The sequence below is a fragment of the Burkholderia stabilis genome, assembly GCF_001742165.1.
GTDB classification, from domain to species: Bacteria; Pseudomonadota; Gammaproteobacteria; order Burkholderiales; family Burkholderiaceae; genus Burkholderia; species Burkholderia stabilis.
Window position 1 is genome coordinate 2,033,379 of the sequence record NZ_CP016443.1, and the last position, 16,881, is coordinate 2,050,259.

The 16,881-nt window shown below is 68.7% G+C and carries 11 protein-coding genes; 8 read left to right on the top strand and 3 right to left on the bottom strand.

Annotated elements, in window-relative coordinates; all coding sequences use genetic code 11:
- Positions 1 to 8 precede the first annotated feature (8 nt).
- Positions 9 to 6,626, bottom strand: a complete 6,618-nt coding sequence (locus tag BBJ41_RS26910; protein ID WP_069749254.1) for a hypothetical protein — start codon at positions 6,624 to 6,626, stop codon at positions 9 to 11.
- Positions 6,627 to 7,136: 510 nt separating this feature from the next.
- On the opposite strand from BBJ41_RS26910, the gene zwf reads away from it, so the two are divergent.
- Positions 7,137 to 8,612 (top strand): glucose-6-phosphate dehydrogenase, encoded by a 1,476-nt coding sequence (gene zwf, locus BBJ41_RS26915; protein WP_069749255.1) that lies wholly within the window; start codon positions 7,137 to 7,139, stop codon positions 8,610 to 8,612.
- 78 nt (positions 8,613 to 8,690) lie between these two features.
- Here the strand turns inward: zwf and BBJ41_RS26920 are convergent, their stop codons facing one another.
- On the bottom strand, positions 8,691 to 9,635 hold the full coding sequence (locus BBJ41_RS26920) for a LysR family transcriptional regulator (protein WP_069749256.1): 945 nt from the start codon (positions 9,633 to 9,635) through the stop codon (positions 8,691 to 8,693).
- A gap of 100 nt (positions 9,636 to 9,735) precedes the next feature.
- Between BBJ41_RS26920 and BBJ41_RS26925 the strand changes: the two genes are divergently transcribed.
- The 6 genes from BBJ41_RS26925 to BBJ41_RS26950 all read left to right on the top strand — a co-directional run bounded on the left by BBJ41_RS26925 (position 9,736) and on the right by BBJ41_RS26950 (position 15,129).
- Positions 9,736 to 10,938 (top strand): MFS transporter, encoded by a 1,203-nt coding sequence (locus tag BBJ41_RS26925; RefSeq protein WP_069749257.1) that lies wholly within the window; start codon positions 9,736 to 9,738, stop codon positions 10,936 to 10,938.
- A gap of 29 nt (positions 10,939 to 10,967) precedes the next feature.
- A complete protein-coding gene (locus BBJ41_RS26930; RefSeq protein ID WP_069749258.1) occupies positions 10,968 to 11,291 on the top strand; it encodes a MoaF-related domain-containing protein in 324 nt (107 codons plus the stop codon).
- Positions 11,292 to 11,304: 13 nt separating this feature from the next.
- Positions 11,305 to 12,255 (top strand): LLM class oxidoreductase, encoded by a 951-nt coding sequence (locus tag BBJ41_RS26935; protein ID WP_069750394.1) that lies wholly within the window; start codon positions 11,305 to 11,307, stop codon positions 12,253 to 12,255.
- A 151-nt stretch (positions 12,256 to 12,406) separates the two neighbouring features.
- Positions 12,407 to 13,213 carry a 2,5-didehydrogluconate reductase DkgB gene (dkgB, locus tag BBJ41_RS26940; RefSeq protein WP_069749259.1) on the top strand — a complete coding sequence of 269 codons (807 nt, stop codon included), beginning with the start codon at positions 12,407 to 12,409 and terminating at the stop codon, positions 13,211 to 13,213.
- 69 nt (positions 13,214 to 13,282) lie between these two features.
- On the top strand, positions 13,283 to 14,398 hold the full coding sequence (locus tag BBJ41_RS26945) for an alkene reductase (protein WP_069749260.1): 1,116 nt from the start codon (positions 13,283 to 13,285) through the stop codon (positions 14,396 to 14,398).
- 212 nt (positions 14,399 to 14,610) lie between these two features.
- Positions 14,611 to 15,129, top strand: coding sequence for a DUF3455 domain-containing protein (locus BBJ41_RS26950; RefSeq protein WP_069749261.1), 519 nt, complete (start codon positions 14,611 to 14,613; stop codon positions 15,127 to 15,129).
- 140 nt (positions 15,130 to 15,269) lie between these two features.
- Here the strand turns inward: BBJ41_RS26950 and BBJ41_RS26955 are convergent, their stop codons facing one another.
- Entirely contained in the window at positions 15,270 to 15,935 is a 666-nt protein-coding gene (locus BBJ41_RS26955) for an O-methyltransferase (RefSeq protein ID WP_069749262.1), read from the bottom strand.
- A gap of 48 nt (positions 15,936 to 15,983) precedes the next feature.
- Between BBJ41_RS26955 and BBJ41_RS26960 the strand changes: the two genes are divergently transcribed.
- Positions 15,984 to 16,661, top strand: coding sequence for a TetR/AcrR family transcriptional regulator (locus BBJ41_RS26960; protein ID WP_069749263.1), 678 nt, complete (start codon positions 15,984 to 15,986; stop codon positions 16,659 to 16,661).
- Positions 16,662 to 16,881 lie beyond the last annotated feature (220 nt).

Here is a 16,881-nt window from a genome sequence, read left to right on the forward strand (position 1 = left end):
GACGCCGATCACCCGCCGTTCGGCGCGGCCGCGCCCGGGTAATAGTAGGAAAAGCTCGGCGCCTCGTCGGCCGCGATCGACCCTTGCTGCTCGATCCAGTCCGATAACTCCCGGTGACCGGCCCATTCCTGCATCGACGGGACGCGTATGTCGCTCGTATAGCCGCCAACGCGCGCCTGGTCGTCCGCCACGTACCACGCGACCGGGCGGTTCGCCGCGATCGTGTGGAAGCCCGCATCGACCTGCCCGCCACGCATCAGCGGGTACAACGACTGCAACGCATCGGTGACGCGCTGGATGACCGGCGCCTCCATCTCCCGGCCGTCGCCGCCGTCGAACTGCGCGCCCGGTCCGCACGAATAGAACAGGATCGGCATCTTGCCGTCCCATCCTGCGCCGATGATCAGTGCCGCTTCGTCTTCCGGCGTCAGCACCTCTTCCCGGAAATTGAGGAACCCCTTCGGCCCCGCATGCTGATTGACGATGAAATAACCCGGCGGCGCAGGCAGCAACAACGCCAGGGGCTTGCCCGATGCATCGACGCCGAGCAGGCGCTTCTCCGGATAGTCGCCGAAGTTGATGTACACCGCGAGATCGCCCTCGCGACGCGGATAGCTCGCCAGTTGCGTACGGCCATTGCCGGCCTGCGCGTTGATGGCGTCGATCGGCTTGCCGTTCCGGCTGCGAATCAGCGGCTGGCCCGCGTCGAAGCCGGCAGGGTACGCGACCGGCACGCGGCCGTCGTAGTCGCGGACGAAATCCGCCTGCCAGCCATTCGCGCCGGCGTTGAAGTGCAGCGTCGCGACCGTCTGCCCTCCTTCGTCCACGATCGCAACGGCGGGATTGGTCCCATCAACGTTGCCTTGCGCGCCGGCAAGCACGTAGCGCGTGCCCGCGAGCCGGCCGCCGCTGTTCGCCAGCGCCGCGATGAAGTCGTCCATCAGGCCGCCGTTCTGGCGGACCTCGTCGGGCACGAGCCAGCCGCCCGTCGCCTCGTCGATCCCGATCGGCGGGTGCGTGCCCGCGCGCCCTCGATGCGGATACGAGAAGCGGATCGGTTGCGTGTAGCCGGGATTGACGTCGATCTGAAACGGGTCTCGCGGATACCCCGGCCGGATCGTCGCAATCACCGCCGTCGGCGGCACGTTGCCGTCCTGGCCGATCCCGCGGCTATCGACGATCGCGATGCCGTCAGAGGGTGTGCCGATCATCCTCCGCGCGTCGAACAGCGACGGCGTACTCTCCAGTTTCCCGGCGCCGGTCGCGGCGTCCTGCGACGCAGGAGGCGGCGTGAAACCGCTGTCCGCCGGCTGATAGCGATCCGGTGCGAACACGAAATAGGTCGCGCCGTCGATATCGCCTTGCGAACCCAGCACATGCGATATGACCGTCGCCAGATCGTCGGGATTCTGCTGCGTACTCGCGGGGATCGTATAGCTGCGTTTCGGCGGGATGACGACACCCGGGCTCGCGGTGATCGACGAATCGGCCGGCCGGTCCGGCGATGGCCACTGCGCATCGATCGCGTCGACGCTGCCGGCGCGCGCCATGCCGAAACCGAGGCCCGTCAAACCCGCCGAGCTCGCGAGGTTCAGCCAGCTCCCCGCCGCCACCGGTTTGCCCTCCAGCGCCGCCCACGCCAGTACCGCCGCCTGCTGCGCCATCGCCGTGCCGTTCGTCACCATCGCCGCCCGGCCCAGCAGCTTGAGCATCGGGCTGCCCTGCCACGCCTGCGTGAGCTCCGCGAAAGCTGCCGTACCCTGCATCGTGCCCTCGGTGGCGAGCGCCGGACGCGCCAGCCAGCGTGCCGGCAGCGTGTCGCCGAACGTCCTCGTCAGCCGCGTGCCGGCCAGCGCCGCACGCACCTGCGCATCCGCGAACTGCTGCGCGTCCATGCCGCGCGCCACGCCCGTCACCCGCGCCACGTCGGTATACGCGCCCGATCCTGCCGCCAGCCGGTCGCCGATCGTCGCGGTCCGCGCGAGCGCGCCAAACCCGCTTGCCGCCCCGCCGGACAGGTTCGCCGCCAGGCCCAGCCAGTTCGCCCAGTCGTTCCGGCCTTGCACGGTCGAAAGCGTCTTCACCGCGTTGACCGTGCCGACCGCCGCGTTCAGCGCAAAGTACGCATCGGCTGCGTCCGACAGCACCGCCAGCCACAGCGGCGCGCTTTCGGGCGCAGCGATCATCGTGACGACACCCGCCGCCACCGTCCCCGCAAGTTGCAGGTCGGCCCCCCAGCGCTCCCCCCAGCTCATGTAGGGCTTGTAGTCCGCGAAGTACGCGGCGTCCGTCAGGTCCTGCCCCTGCGCGTTCACCACCCGGTGCGGCTGCACCACCATGTACCCCTTCGCGAAACCCGTGTGCGACTGCCAGTCCCCGAAGCCCTGGCGCGCGGTCGGATCGGCCGGCCCCACGTCGATCAGCCCGCCGCTCGCCGAGATCCCCTCCAGCAGCGAGAAAGTCGTGCCCGGCTCGCCCTTGCCCGGCGCGCGGCTGTGCCACCACTCGCCCGACAGCGCCGCCATCGTCACCGGCGCGAGCGCGCTCGGCGTGCTCACGCCTTCGCCCTGCTTCAGGCTGCTGACGACCTGACCGAGCGTCGTCTTGCGGCCGCTCGCGTCGAACACCGACTCGTTCGGGTCGTACAGCGCGAACGTCCCGTCGGACAACGCCTGTTCCTGCGCGAGCGTCGCCGGCATGTGCGCCACCGTCACACCGTAGGCCGAGCCGGCCGCATTGAGCAACGCGTCATCGCTGCTGAGCGTCTGCATCCCGTCCGGCAATGGCAGCCCGACCAGGCGGCCGCCCGCGCTCACCGCCACGCTCGCGCCCGGCAGGTACGCCGCGTCGCCCGGCAGCGCCGCGTTGCCCGGCGCACTCGCGCTCACCCCGGCGGCCGGCTGGCCCGCGCCCTTGAACCCGGTCTCGCGCGCGATCTCCTTGCCGAGCGGATCCGCCGCGTTGTCGCCCAGCATGTCCTGCGCAAGCTGCATCGGCTGGTGCCGCTTCTTCAGGTTGCCGAAGCCCAGATCCTCGCCCCACGTCACCGAACCGCCTCTGCCGATCACCCGATGCTGCGCGTTGAGCCGCGAGTGATCGCTTTCTCCACCGAAGCTCGGGTCGCTGCGCGTCACCATCGTCTCGAGTGCATGCCTCAGATCGGCCATGTCCTGGTTCTGCGCGCCGCCCGCCGCCCCGTAGATGCGCGAAACCTGCGTCAGGTCGTTCGCGTTCCGCGTCCACGCGACCAGTTGCGCGGGCGAGAAGCCCGGCTTCGCCCCGCCCGTGCCGAACATCTGATGCACGAGCTGCGCGGACAGATCCGCGCTGCCGCTGCCCTGCGTCACGTCCGCGAGCAGCTTGAGCTTGTCCGAATCGCTCGGCCGGGATTTCACCTCGTTCCCGATCGTCGAAAACAGCTGCTGCGTCACCGGATCGCCGGCCACGTCGTCCATCAGTTGTGCGTAGATCACCGTCGGCTGGTACTGCTGCAGCAGCGACGCGGCGGCGTGAAACCGCGCCGTCGCATTCGCGATGGCGCCTTCGTCGGTCGAGCACACCCACGGCAGCGCAGCCGCGCCGGTGATGCTCGCCAGCGCCGTCTTCCCGAGGTTCCCGACGAACGCGTCGTCCATCACCTGCCGGTAGAGCCCGGGATCGGCCTGCTGCAGTCCTGACGTCTCGGCGGTAAGCGCTTGCGCGGCGGCCACATTGCCGGCGGACGGATCCGCGCCCGGCGGCGTCGCCGACTGCCCGGCAGACCGCACCCGGCCGATGATCTGCAGCGCATCGAGTCCGTCCTCCCATTGCCGGAGCCCGGTGTCGAGCGCGTCGTATGCCGGCGAACCCTGTCCCGCCGCCTGCGCGGCCTGGATCTGCGGTGCGAGCGCCGTCAACTCGAGCTGGGTCCGCGCCTTCGTCATCGTGTCGCCGTACACCGGGTCCGATTGCCAGCTGCTGTCGCCCGGTGCGCGCCCTGCCGCCGCGTCGAGCGCCGCGGACATTGCCGCGTGATACTGCGTGAGCGCAGCGCGCGCCGCGTTCTGCGCGCCACCGTCGTTCGGGTTCGCAGCGGCCCTGGCCTGCGCGCCCTGCCACGTGTCGTACGCACTCCGTACCTGTGCGATCAGTCCGGGCTTGCCGTTCGCGCCGTCGAGCGCCGCCCGATCCGGCTTGAAATCCTGCGCCCAGCCCGGCACCGCCGGCTTGCCGCCGGACGCCGGTGTGCCGTCGACCGTCCGGTCGATCAGCGCGGGGTCGAGCACGTTCCCGCCCAGCGTCCGGTCCATCGCCTCGAGCTGCTGCGCAGCCAGCCGGATCGGGTCCTGGCTCGAATCGCCGTAGTACGCCTGCATGATGTCCGGCTGCCCGGCGCGGACCGTCAATGCCGCCTGCGCCAGTGCCGGCTCCGACGCCGATGTACCGCCGAGCCACGCGCGCGTGAGCACGATGGCCTCGGGCATCGTCATGCCCTCGCTCAACAGCCGGCGCAGGTAATCCGCCGCGTGGCCGCCGTCCGACGCCGACGGAATCTGCTCGAGCGTGAGGGACGTGCTGCCGTCGGCCAGCGTGCCGCGCTGCAGCGCACCGGTGGCAGCCGCCAGCGTGTTTGCATCGAACAACTGATCGCCCGCGAGTTCGCCCGACACCTGGGCGATCAGGTCCTGCGGCACGCTCGCGTTGCTGCCGGCGTTCGCCTGGCCGTCGGCCCGCGCCTGCTCGACGATCGCGGCCTGCGCCCACGTCGTGTCGCCGATCGCCGCATTCGCGAGGTTGCCGTTCCGGTCCTTGACGGCCTTCGCCGCGTCGAGTGCCTGCTGCAGCGTCTGCGCGTTCACCGGCCCGCTGCCCAGTTGCGCGTCGAGCGCCGTTTGCGCCCGCGCGAGAGCGCTGGCGTCGGCCGGCAACACCGACGGCGCGGCCGGTGCGGGCGACGGCTTGAGCCCCGTGTACTGTTCGAGCGTTTTCGCGAGCTCGCTGGTCGGCGCCTCGTCGATGAACGCCTGGTAGACCGCGGTCGAATGAGCGTGCTGCGGGCCGTGCGGCGACACGAGCGGCTGGAACGGGCTGTCCAGCGCCTCCGTGCCGCCTTCGTCGAGCTGCGTCTGCTGCTTCTGCAACTGCGTGCGCAGTGCATCCACCACCGGCGCGGCGGCCGCGCTCCGCGGCCCGCCGGCAGCATCGACGATGCGCGCGAGCGGCGCATAGTACGCATCGTCGCCCCGCGATGCATCGACGGGCTCACCGACGTCGGGCCCTTGCCCGATCAGCCCCTCGATCTTGCCCTGCATCTGCGTGAACAGCGCCTGCGCCAGTTCGGGCGACGTCCGGGCAAGCGAATCGAGCAGGTTCGCGATGTCCTTCAGGTTGTCCGGCACGCCGACTGCCTGCAGGTCGTGCTGCGTGGTGCCGGACGCGAGCGTGTCATGGAGCAGCGCCGGAAACAGCACCGTGTTCCGGTAGCCCGACAGCGCGGCGCCCTCGGCGGTCAGCGTCGCCTGCGCATCACCGCCTTGCGCGCCGGTAATCTCGCCGAACGCCGCGTTCTCCAGCACCGCCGTACGCGGATCGCCCATCACCTGCCGATACAGCGCGCTCGACGGCGGCACGCCCTCGAGCTGCTGCGTGAGCGCCTGTGCGGCCTTCAGGTTCGCCGCATCGCCCGAGCCGGGTCCGACACGCGAAGGCGCCGCTTCCATCGTATTCAGGATCTCGCTCGCATCGAGCGCGGTGGACAGGTCGCCCGCGCCCGGCCCGTGCATGCCGGCCGCCGTGTTCGCCGCGATCACCGCCCGCTCGGCCTGCCAGCGCCGATCGCTTTGCGCGGCATCGGTGGTCCAGTCCGTCGTGCCGCCCGCGCTCGTCGACGGCCGGCCAGCCGCGTCGTCAAGCTCGGTGCCCAGCGCCATGTGATACGCCCGCCAGTCGGCGGCGATCTGCTGCGCGTCCGCATGCGTAGCCGTATCGTGCTGCAACGACACCCATGCGGCGTCCGCGCGCTGCGCGTCCGCCGGCAGGGCCGGCGACGGCGTCAATGTCGTTTTCAGCGCGGCAAGCGCGGCGCGATTGTTCTCGTCGTCGAACAGATGCAGGCCCGCGAGTTGCTGTGCGGCATCGCCCAGCACGTCGCCGCGGCTCGCATCGTCGCCCGCGGCGAGCCGGTCGCCCTGGACGGTGAGCGCCGCCTCGTCGAGTACCGTCTCGTTCGCGCTCAGGCCGCCGAACTGCACGCGTGCCGCGTTGACCGCTTCCTGCCACGTGAGGCCATCGTTCAACCCCGCCTGGATCGCACCGCGCGCATCGGCGAGGCTCACGGCCGGCGTGGTGGCGGACGGCGCCGCCGGCACGGTCGGCAACGCACCGTCCGACAGCGAGCCGGCCGCGGCGTCGAGCGTGCGCTGATCGAACTGGTGCGTGAGGCCGACCTCGCTTTCCGCTTCCTTGATCGGGTCGACGCCGGCATCCCGCAACCGATGATGGACCGCGTCGTACTGCGCCTGGAGCAGGATCGCCGCACGAGCGAGCCCATCCGCCGAGCTCGCCGGATCTTTCTCCCGGAGCTTCCTGAGCGCCGCCGACAGCGACGCGCCGTCGGCGGGCGGGTTGTCGCCGAGCTGCGCCTGCAAGCCCGTTGTCGCCGCCGATACATCCGCAGCGGTCGGAGACGGAGGCGGGGGCAATGAAGACGGCTCGTAGTGCGCCGACGCGGCGCGGCCATCCGGTCCGATCAACATGGCGTCCCCTTCTCGATGAAATCGTTTTCCGGCGGCGTCCATGCTAGGGGAAGCCATTTCGAGCGTCCACGGGCCAGCTTCGTAGTCTGGAGTGGTCGCTCGGTAGGGCCGCAACGCGGCGCGCGGCGACGCACGACCCGCGCGTCCGGCCATGCGCGGCGCGGCCTCGGGCGATCGCAGCGCGGATCGCGCGCGGCTGTCGGGACCGTGCGGGCCGGCCGGCGTTTCCTTTCTTCGATCAGTAAGCGCTTACGCCAATCCCGTGATGCACTGCACACGGACGCATACGCGATCCATCAAAACCGGGCACTATTAGCGTTTTGCCGTACCGGCGCCCGCAGACCGGCGCCAGAAGCCCTCGACGTTCGTTTCACGTTCACCGTTTCAAACCGCGAACCACTCATGACGAATCAGCCTACCCAGACCGGAGCCGATCGGCCCGTCGACATGATCATCTTCGGCGGCGGCGGCGACCTGGCCGCCCGCAAGCTGTTGCCCGCGCTGTACATGGCGCACCTGCACTGCAACCTTCCGCCCGAAACGCGCATCATCGCCGTCGGCCGCCGCGACTGGGGCATCGACGGCTATCGCAAGTTCATGGACGAGCAGTCGCGCCCGTTCATCGACGAGAAAGCGTTCGACGCCGAAGCGTGGAGCCGTTTCCTCGACCTGTTCAAGTACGTGCTGATCGACGTGAACGCGCCGGACGACTACCTGCGGCTCGCCGAAGCGGCGCGCGGCGACGCGATCCGCGTGTTCTACCTGTCGACGTCGCCGGAGCTGTTCACGACGATCTGCGACAACCTGTCGGCCGCGCGCCTCGTCGACGCGCGCTCGCGCGTCGTCCTCGAAAAACCGCTGGGCCACGATCTCGCGTCCGCGAAGGCGATCAACGATGCGGTCGGCAAGCACTTCGAGGAATCGCAGATCTATCGGATCGACCACTATCTCGGCAAGGAAACCGTGCAGAACCTGATGGTGCTGCGCTTCGGCAACCCGATCTTCGGGCCGCTGTGGCAGGCGCCGAGCATCCGCAGCGTGCAGATCACGGTGGCGGAGACGGTCGGCGTCGGCAGCCGCGCGGGCTTCTACGACCATACCGGCGCGCTGCGCGACATGGTGCAGAACCACCTGCTGCAACTGCTGTGCATCGTCGCGATGGAGCCGCCCGTGTCGCTCGACCCGGACGCGGTGCGCGACGAGAAGCTGAAGGTGCTGCGCTCGCTGCGGCCGATGACGCTGTCGGACGTCGCGCGCGACACGGTGCGCGGCCAGTACACGGCCGGCGCGGTCGACGGCCAGCCGGTCAAGGGCTACCTGGAAGAAGACAACGTGCCGGCGGACAGCCGCGCGGAAACCTTCGTCGCGCTGCGCGCGCACATCAACAACTGGCGCTGGGCGAACGTGCCGTTCTTCCTGCGCACGGGCAAGCGGCTGCAGCGCCGCCAGTCGGAAATCGTGATCGAGTTCGCGGACATGCCGTTCTCGATCATCCCGACCGGCCCGCGCCATTACAGCAACCGCCTCGTGATCCAGCTCCAGCCGGAAGAGTCGATCCAGCTGCAGATGCTCGCGAAGGAGCCGGGCAGCGGGATGAAGATGGTGCCGGTGAGCCTGAACCTCGACCTGCAGCAGGCGATTCCGGAACGGCGCGCGGAAGCATACGAACGGCTGCTGATCGACGTGATCCGCGGCCGCCTCACGCACTTCATGCGCCGCGACGAGCTCGAGGCCGCATGGTCGTGGGCAGAGCCGATCCTCGACGGCTGGAAGCAGCTCGGCGATCGTCCGCGCCTTTATACGGCCGGCACGTTCGGGCCCGCGGCTTCGTCGGCGCTGCTCGCGCGCGACGGCATGGCGTGGTCCGAAGAGGCGTAACCGAAGCATGACGGCGTGCCGCCGCGCGGCACGCCGGGTCACCCACGGGGCGCGCCCGCCCCGCTTTCCCCGCTGCCGCTACTGCGGCGCCATCCACACGGCCTTGCGCCGCGCCGGTGTATCGGTGCCGCTGCTGCCGCCGCCCAGCGCCTCGATCAGGTAGTCGACGAACGACGCGATCCGCGACGAAATCGCGGTATTCCGGTAGTACACCGCATGAATCGGCTGCTGCACGTCCAGCGTCTGTCGCGCGAATAGCTGCGTGAGCCGGCCGCTTTCGCGATCCTGCGCGGTCATGAAATCCGACAGGCACGCGATGCCCGCCCCTTCCAGCGCGAGTTGCCTGACCGTTTCGCCGTTCGACGACCAGATGTCCGGCTCGATCCGATACGGCTCGCCGTCCGGGCCGAGCACCGGCCACACGTTCAGCGATTCGGGCTGCGTGAAGCCGATCAGCGTGTGCTTGCCGAGATCCTCGACCTTGCGCGGCTGGCCGTGCGCATCGAGATAGGCCGGGCTCGCCAGCATCCGCAGGCTGCTGGTCCCGATCTTCCGGCTGTGCAGCGTCGAATCCTTCAGGCGGCCGATCCGGATCGCGACGTCGGTGCGCCGCTCCAGCAGGTCGATGATCCCTTCGTTGCTGTTCAGCTCCAGCTCGACCTTCGGGAAGCGTTCGCGATAGCCGCGCACGAGCGGCACGATCACGTGCAGCATGAACGGCGTCGCGGCATCGACGCGCAGGCGCCCCGACGGCATTTCGCGCCGCGCGAGCATCTGCTCTTCCGCGCTCTCGACCGACTCGATGATCGCGCGCGCATCCTGCAGGAACGCGCGCCCTTCCTCGGTCAGTTCGAGCCGGCGCGTGGTCCGGCGCAGCAGCGTGGTCTTCAGCTTCTCCTCGAGCCGCGCGAGCGTGCGGCTCGCGGCCGATACGGTGAGGTCGAGCTGCTGGGCCGCAGCGGTGATCGAGCCGGTGTCGACCACGGCGGCAAAGGCCTGGAGTTCGTCGAGCGTGATCTTCATTGTTGAATTGAAATCAAAACAATTTGGTTTATAGACCAGTTTTTCTGCAAAAGTAAAGACGTCAGACTGCGATCCTCCTTACCGGAACCAGGATCCCGTCATGCCACTCGCCCTGCTTGCGCTGACCATCAGCGCCTTTGCCATCGGCACCACCGAATTCGTGATCGTCGGGCTGATTCCGACGATCGGCGCCGACCTCGGCGTCAGCCTGCCGTCGGCCGGCCTGCTCGTCAGCCTGTACGCGCTGAGCGTCGCCATCGGCGCGCCGCTGCTCACCGCGCTCACCGGCCGCGTGCCGCGCAAGACGCTGCTCGCCGCGCTGATGGCGCTGTTCACCGTCGGCAACCTCGTCGCATGGCAGGCGCCGGGCTACGAATCGCTGATCGTCGCGCGCATCCTCACCGGGCTCGCGCACGGCGTGTTCTTCTCGGTCGGCTCGATCATCGCGACCACGCTCGTGCCGAAGGAGAAGGCTGCCAGCGCGATCGCGACGATGTTCAGCGGGATGACCGTCGCGTTCGTCGCCGGCATTCCGCTCGGCACCTTCATCGGCCAGCACTTCGGCTGGCGCGCGACGTTCCTGATCGTCGCGTTGTTCGGTCTCATCGCGTTCCTCGGCGCGGTCGCGTTCGTGCCGCGCGGGTTGCCGCAGACCCCGCCGGCGCCGCTCGCCCGCCAGCTCCGCGTGCTCGCGCAACCGCGCCTGCTGCTCGTCTATGCGATGACGGCCGTCGGTTACGGCGGCTCGCTGATCGCGTTCACGTACATGGCGCCGCTGCTCGAACAGATCGCCGGCTTCACGCCGTCGCAGGTCAGCCTCGTGCTCGTCGGCTACGGCGTGTCGGTCGCGTTCGGCAACGTGTGGGGCGGCAAGCTCGCGGACGCGGTCGGCCCCGTGAAGGCGCTCAAGCGGATCTTCCTGCTGCTCGCGATCGTGCTGCTCGCGCTGACCTTCACGATCCACGTCAAATGGCTCGCGGTGCTGACGATGCTCGCGTGGGGCGCGGTCGCGTTCGGCAACGTGCCGGGGCTGCAGGTGTACGTCGTCAAGCAGGCGCGCCACTTCGCGCCGGATGCCGCCGACGTCGCATCGGGTTTCAACATCGCCGCGTTCAATCTCGGCGTCGCCGGCGGCTCGTCGCTCGGCGGCCTGATCGTCGCGAACGTCGGCCTCGGCCACACGCCGTGGATCGCCGCTGCCGTCACGCTCGGCGCATTCGCGCTCACCGCGCTGAGCGGCCGTCTCGACCGTCGCCACGGGCTGCCGGAACGCACGGCCGAACCCGTCGAACTCGCACATTGAACGTCACTTTCTTGCAGGAGCTAGTCAGCATGAACCCATCGACCCAACGTCCGCCGTTCGCGGGCAAGACGTTCGAAGTCCGTTACGACGGCCTCACCGCGCTCAACGCGTACGACGAGGACGGCCTGCGCATGCGCTACGAAATCACCGAAGGCGCGTACGCCGGCGCCAAGGGTGAAGTCGCGTACGCATGGCAGCACGTCGCCGGCGACACCTACGCGATCTCGTGGCAGGAAGCCGATCGCGCGACGGTCGTGCACATCGACGATTTCGCCGCCGGCACGTCGCGCGCGTTCTTCACCGCTTCGTCGCTCGATTTTTATCGCCTCGAAGGCAGCCTGCGCACGGTCTGAACGGAGCATGACCATGTCCACTTCACTCGACACACTCGCAAATGGCGGCTTCAGCGTCGGCATCGAACTGCCGCTCGACAACGACTGGTCGCCGGCCGGCGACGCGAAGCGCCAGCATCACGGCCGCCGCCCCGGCGTGCCCGACCTGGAAATCCACGCGGAACTCGCGCAACTGGCCGACACGCTCGGCTTCCGCGCGCTCTGGGTGCGCGACGTGCCGGTGTACGACCCGGCGTTCGGCGACGCCGCGCAGGTGTTCGAAACGTTCTCGTATCTCGGCTACCTCGCCGGCATCACGCGCGACATCCTGCTCGGCACGGCGGCCGTCGTGCTGCCGCTGCGCGAGCCGCTGCTGACGCTGAAATCGGCCGCGACGATCCAGGAACTGAGCGGCGGCCGCCTGTTGCTCGGCGTCGCGAGCGGCGACCGGCCCGTCGAATATCCGCTGTTCGGCCGTGACTTCGCTTCGCGCGGCGCGAATTTCCGCGACCAGATCGCGCTGCTGCGCGACGGCGCGCGCGCTCACCTGCCGCCCGGCCTCGACGTGTTGCCCGCCGCCCGCTCGCCGGTGCCGCTGCTCGTCGCGGGGCTCGCGCAACAAACACCCGCATGGATCGGCGAACACATGGACGGCTGCCTCGCGTATCCGGGCACGCCGGCCGATCACGCGCAGCGCGCCGCGAACTGGCGCGCGGTGGCCGGCGACAAGCCGTACGTGAGCTTCATCCACCTCGATCTCGCGGAAGATCCGCACGAACCGCTGCAGCGGCACCGCTTCGGCGCGCGCGCGGGACGCATCGCGCTGACCGAGGAACTCGCGGCGATGCGCGACGCGGGCGTGCGGCACATCGGCCTGCATTTCCGGCGCAACCGCCGCCCGCTCGACGAGACGATGGCCGAGATCGCTTCGGACGTGCTGCCGGCATTCCATGCGAATGCCGATGCGCAAACGCGCGCCGCGTAAGGCCGGCAGCGGCCGGCGGCCAGCCCGATTCGCATTCGATATTTGATTTCAAATCAAATATTTTTGACCTCTAAAGGCGTTTATTTCATCAGTCTCAAGCGCCAGAATGACTCGCAACCCGCAACCGTTCCACCTCTCCCAGGAGCACACGATGAGCAAGATTCCCGCATTCGGCCTCGGCACCTTCCGCCTGCAAGGCCAGGTCGTCATCGACTCGGTCCGCAACGGCCTCGAAGTCGGCTACCGCGCGATCGACACCGCGCAGATCTACGGCAACGAAGCCGAAGTCGGCGAAGCGATCGCCGCATCGGGCGTGCGCCGCGACGACCTGTTCCTGACCACCAAGATCTGGGTCGACCACTACGCGCCGGAAAAACTCGCGCCGAGCCTCGAAGAGAGCCTGCGCAAGCTGCGCACCGACCAGGTCGACCTGACGCTGATCCACTGGCCGGCGCCGGGCAACGGCGTGTCGATCGACGCATTCATGACCGCGCTCGCCGAGGCAAAGACAAAGGGCCTCACACGCCAGATCGGCATCTCGAACTTCAACATCGCACTGACGAAGGAAGCGATCGCGGCCGTCGGCAAGGACGCGATCGCGACGAATCAGATCGAACTGAGCCCGTACCTGCAGAACCGCAAGCTCGTCGAGTTCCTGCAGAGCGAAGGCATCCACGTGACGTCGTACATGACGCTCGCGTACGGCAAGGTGCTCGGCGACCCGGTGATCGGCGCAATCGCGCAACGCCGCAACGCGACGCCCGCGCAGGTCGCACTCGCCTGGGCGCTGCAGCTCGGCTACTCGGTGATTCCGTCGTCGACGAAGCGCGAAAACCTCGCGAGCAACCTGCTCGCGCAGACGCTGCGCCTGACCGACGAAGAGATGGCGCAGATCGCCGCGCTCGAACGCAACGGCCGCGAAGTCGACCCGGCCGGCCTCGCGCCGAAGTGGGACTGACGCGCCGCCCGCGATTCGACATTTGACCCGCCCGCGGCCAGCCGGCCGCGGCACCGACAGGACATCATCATGACCCAGGACCCGCTTTTCCAACCGCTGCGATTCGGCGCGCTGACGCTGCCGAACCGCATCGTGATGCCGCCGATGACGCGTTCGCGCGCGAGCCAGCCCGGCGACGAAGCCAACGAACTGATGGCCGCGTATTACGCGCAGCGCGCGAGCGCGGGCCTGATCGTCAGCGAAGGCACGTACATCGCGCCGCTCGGCAAGGGCTATGCGTGGACGCCCGGCATTCACACGCCCGCGCAAGTCGCCGGCTGGCGCAAGGTGACGGACGCCGTGCATGCCGCGCACGGCCGCATCTTCGCGCAGCTGTGGCACGTCGGTCGCTTGAGCCACACGAGCCTGCTCGGCGGCCGGCAGCCTGTATCGTCGTCGCCGATCCAGGCGAAGGGCGTGAACGTGTTCGTCGCCGGCGAGGACGGCAGCACGCCGGGCTTCGTGCAGGCTTCCGAGCCGCGCGCGCTGACGATCGACGAAATCCGCGAGATCGTCGGCCAGTACCGCGCCGCCGCGCGCCACGCGATCGAAGCCGGCTTCGACGGCGTCGAGCTGCACGGCGCAAACGGATACCTCGTGAACCAGTTCATCGACTCGAACGCGAACACGCGCACCGACGCCTACGGCGGCTCGCTGGAAAACCGGTTGCGCTTCCTGCGCGAAGTCGCGCAGGCGCTGATCGAAGGCACCGGCGACGCATCGCGCGTCGGCATTCGCCTCGCGCCGCTGACCACGCTGAACGGCTGCGTCGACGCCGATCCGGAAACGACCTACCTCGCCGCCGCGAAGCTGCTCGGCGAACTCGGCGTCGGCTACCTGCATATCGCGGAAGCCGACTGGGACGACGCGCCGCTGATGCCGGTCGCATTCAAGCAGCAACTGCGCGCCGCGTATCAGGGCGTGCTGATCTATGCCGGCGCGTACACCGCCGAACGCGCGCGCGAAGCGATCGCCGCCGGCTGGGCCGACCTCGTCGCATTCGGCCGCCCGTTCGTCGCGAACCCCGACCTGCCCGAGCGCCTGCGCACCGGCGCCACGCTCACGCCGCACGATCGCAACACGCTGTTCGGCGGCGACGCGCGGGGGCTGACCGACTATCCGACGCTCGCGCAAGCCGCGGCCTGAACGAACGCCGGGAATCGACAACGCAGGGGGCTGCCGGGTAACGGCAACCACGCGGCCCGCTGCACTTGCCCGGCATCCGCCCCCTGCAATCGCGGCGGCTATCGCCGCGATTGCCATTTCCGAATGGCGGCCTGCAGGATCGGCATCTAGCGTTTACGGGATAGACTCCGCACGACCATCGATCGTCTCCCGACCTGCAAGGACACCCCGCCATGCCAAGCCGCTCCCCGAAACGCGACATGCTGCTGGCCATCGCGGCCGGTCTTTCATTCGCAATCAGCATCGTGCCGGCCCATGCCGACGATGCCGCCAGCCTTTCACCGCCCGGGCCCGCGACGCCGGTGCTGTCCACGACCGCGACCGGCGTGCAGATCTATGCATGCGAATACGACGCCGAACATCGGCTCATGTGGTCGTTCCAGCGCCCCGAGGCGATGCTGTTCGACGCCAGCGGTGCGCTCGTGGTCCGGCACGGCGCGGGGCCGTCGTGGGAAACGCTCGACGGCAGCCGCATCACCGGCAAGAAGCTCGCGGAAGCGCCCAGCGCGCACCCGGGGAGCATTCCGCAACTGTTGCTCGCCGCGACGCCGGCCGCCACCGGCACGCTCGCCGGCGTGCGCTTCGTGCAGCGGCTCGATACCGCAGGCGGCAACCCGCCGGAAGCCGCATGTTCGACCGAGCATGCGATCGGTCGCTTTCCGTATTTCGCGCGATACGTGTTCCTGAAGTAACGGGCGGTGGCGTCGCAAAGCGCGGACGCCGCCGTCAGGTGACTCCAACCCCGCTCATTTGATCAGTGATCCTGTCTTTACCGATCGGATGCCCGGCACCGTCATCCCCGTCGTTCCGGCTACGACATCGTGCGCACGTATCAGCGCGTGCGCATCGACAGCTCGACGTCGCCGCCGAACGGCACCGACAGATAGCCGTTTTCCGGCGCGCGCACGTAGGCGAGATACTCGGGGCTGTATTCCGCGTTGTCGGCAACGATGAACGCGCCGGGCCTCAGGCGGCGCTCGACCAGCGCAAGCACCTCGGGATACAGCGCCTTCGCGCCGTCGAGCAGCACCAGATCGACCGTTTCGGGCAGATCGGCCGCCAGCGTGCGCAACGCGTCGCCTTCGCGGATCTCGACGAGATCGATCAGCCCGCCGGCCGCCAGGTTCTCGCGCGCCCTTGCCGCCTTCGACGGCTCGAACTCGGTCGTGATGAGCCGTCCGCCGCCGTTGTCGCGCAGCGCGGCCGCGAGATGCAGCGTCGAAATGCCGAACGACGTGCCGAATTCGACGATCGTCCGCACGCCGCTGCCGCGCGCGAGCATATACAGCAGCACGCCCGTCTCGCGCGATACGGCAAGCGGATCGTCCTTCAGCCGCGCGTAGAAATCGGCGTACTCGGTCTTGCTGCCCATCAACCGCACATGCTCTTCGCGCGACAGGGCGGCGAAATCCGGGTTCGTCGCGGACGACAAGGCGTCGGCTTCGTCGAACAGCCGCGTCAGCAGGGGGCCAAGCGGGTCGAGCGTCAGGGTGGTCATGCGAATCTCCGGTATCGGGTTGAGTGCGTCTAGGCACCCGATTAGAATATGACGAACTATTCAGGTTTTACTATTCGCATTGGCGAACCGCCCATGACCGACCCTCGAAACACCCGGATCGCCACGCGCAAGCTGCCTCAACAGGCCCGCTCGACCCGCCTCGTCGAGGACGTGCTGCAGGCGGCTATTCAGGTTTTGGCCAGCGAAGGCGCGCAGCGCTTCACGATGGCGCGGGTCGCCGAGCGGGCTGGCGTGAGCGTCGGCTCGCTGTATCAGTACTTCCCGAACAAGGCGGCCGTGCTGTTCCGGCTCCAGCACGACGAATGGCGGCAAACGACCGAGATGCTGTGCGGGATACTGCAAGACACGCGGAAAACGCCGCCCGAGCGGCTGCGCACCGCCGTCCATGCATTCATCCGTTCGGAATGCGACGAGGCGAGCATGCGCATCGCACTCGACGACGCCGCGCCGCTCTATCGCGACGTGCCCGAGGCGCAGGAAGTGAAGGCCGAGGGCAATCGGGTCTTCCGCGTGTTCATGCGCGAAGCGCTGCCCGACGTGTCCGACACCGTCCATGCGCTCGCCTGTGAACTGGTCATGACGACGCTCAAAGTAGGCGGCAAGGCGTTCTCCGAAACCGCGCGCACGCCGGCCGAAATCGACGCCTACTCGGCCGCGATGGCCGACATGTTCTGCGCGTATCTCGAACAGCTCGCGCGGAGTTGACGCACTGAGCCACGCAAGAAGCGCATGCTCACGGTAGCCCTATCGTCCGGATGCAGGTTGCGCGCCACCGCGAATCGCGTCAGGCGCGCTCTTTTCCACCGGCCTTCCCGGCCCCAACGAAAGTTATTTGTAATATTCGATGCATCTCCCGCTTCAATCCCGCCCGCCGACCCCGCATTCAAATAGTCGCCTTAACGGATTCGAACTAGGCGTATACACG

What these genes read in the sequence shown, in the direction of transcription:
- BBJ41_RS26930 (WP_069749258.1), top strand. Translation starts at nt 10,968, where the DNA reads ATGAACCCATCGACCCAACGTCCGCCGTTCGCGGGCAAGACGTTCGAA.
- zwf (WP_069749255.1), top strand. Translation starts at nt 7,137, where the DNA reads ATGACGAATCAGCCTACCCAGACCGGAGCCGATCGGCCCGTCGACATG.
- BBJ41_RS26955 (WP_069749262.1), bottom strand. Translation starts at nt 15,935, where the DNA reads ATGACCACCCTGACGCTCGACCCGCTTGGCCCCCTGCTGACGCGGCTG.
- BBJ41_RS26925 (WP_069749257.1), top strand. Translation starts at nt 9,736, where the DNA reads ATGCCACTCGCCCTGCTTGCGCTGACCATCAGCGCCTTTGCCATCGGC.
- BBJ41_RS26945 (WP_069749260.1), top strand. Translation starts at nt 13,283, where the DNA reads ATGACCCAGGACCCGCTTTTCCAACCGCTGCGATTCGGCGCGCTGACG.
- BBJ41_RS26920 (WP_069749256.1), bottom strand. Translation starts at nt 9,635, where the DNA reads ATGAAGATCACGCTCGACGAACTCCAGGCCTTTGCCGCCGTGGTCGAC.
- BBJ41_RS26935 (WP_069750394.1), top strand. Translation starts at nt 11,305, where the DNA reads ATGTCCACTTCACTCGACACACTCGCAAATGGCGGCTTCAGCGTCGGC.
- BBJ41_RS26960 (WP_069749263.1), top strand. Translation starts at nt 15,984, where the DNA reads ATGACGAACTATTCAGGTTTTACTATTCGCATTGGCGAACCGCCCATG.
- BBJ41_RS26950 (WP_069749261.1), top strand. Translation starts at nt 14,611, where the DNA reads ATGCCAAGCCGCTCCCCGAAACGCGACATGCTGCTGGCCATCGCGGCC.
- dkgB (WP_069749259.1), top strand. Translation starts at nt 12,407, where the DNA reads ATGAGCAAGATTCCCGCATTCGGCCTCGGCACCTTCCGCCTGCAAGGC.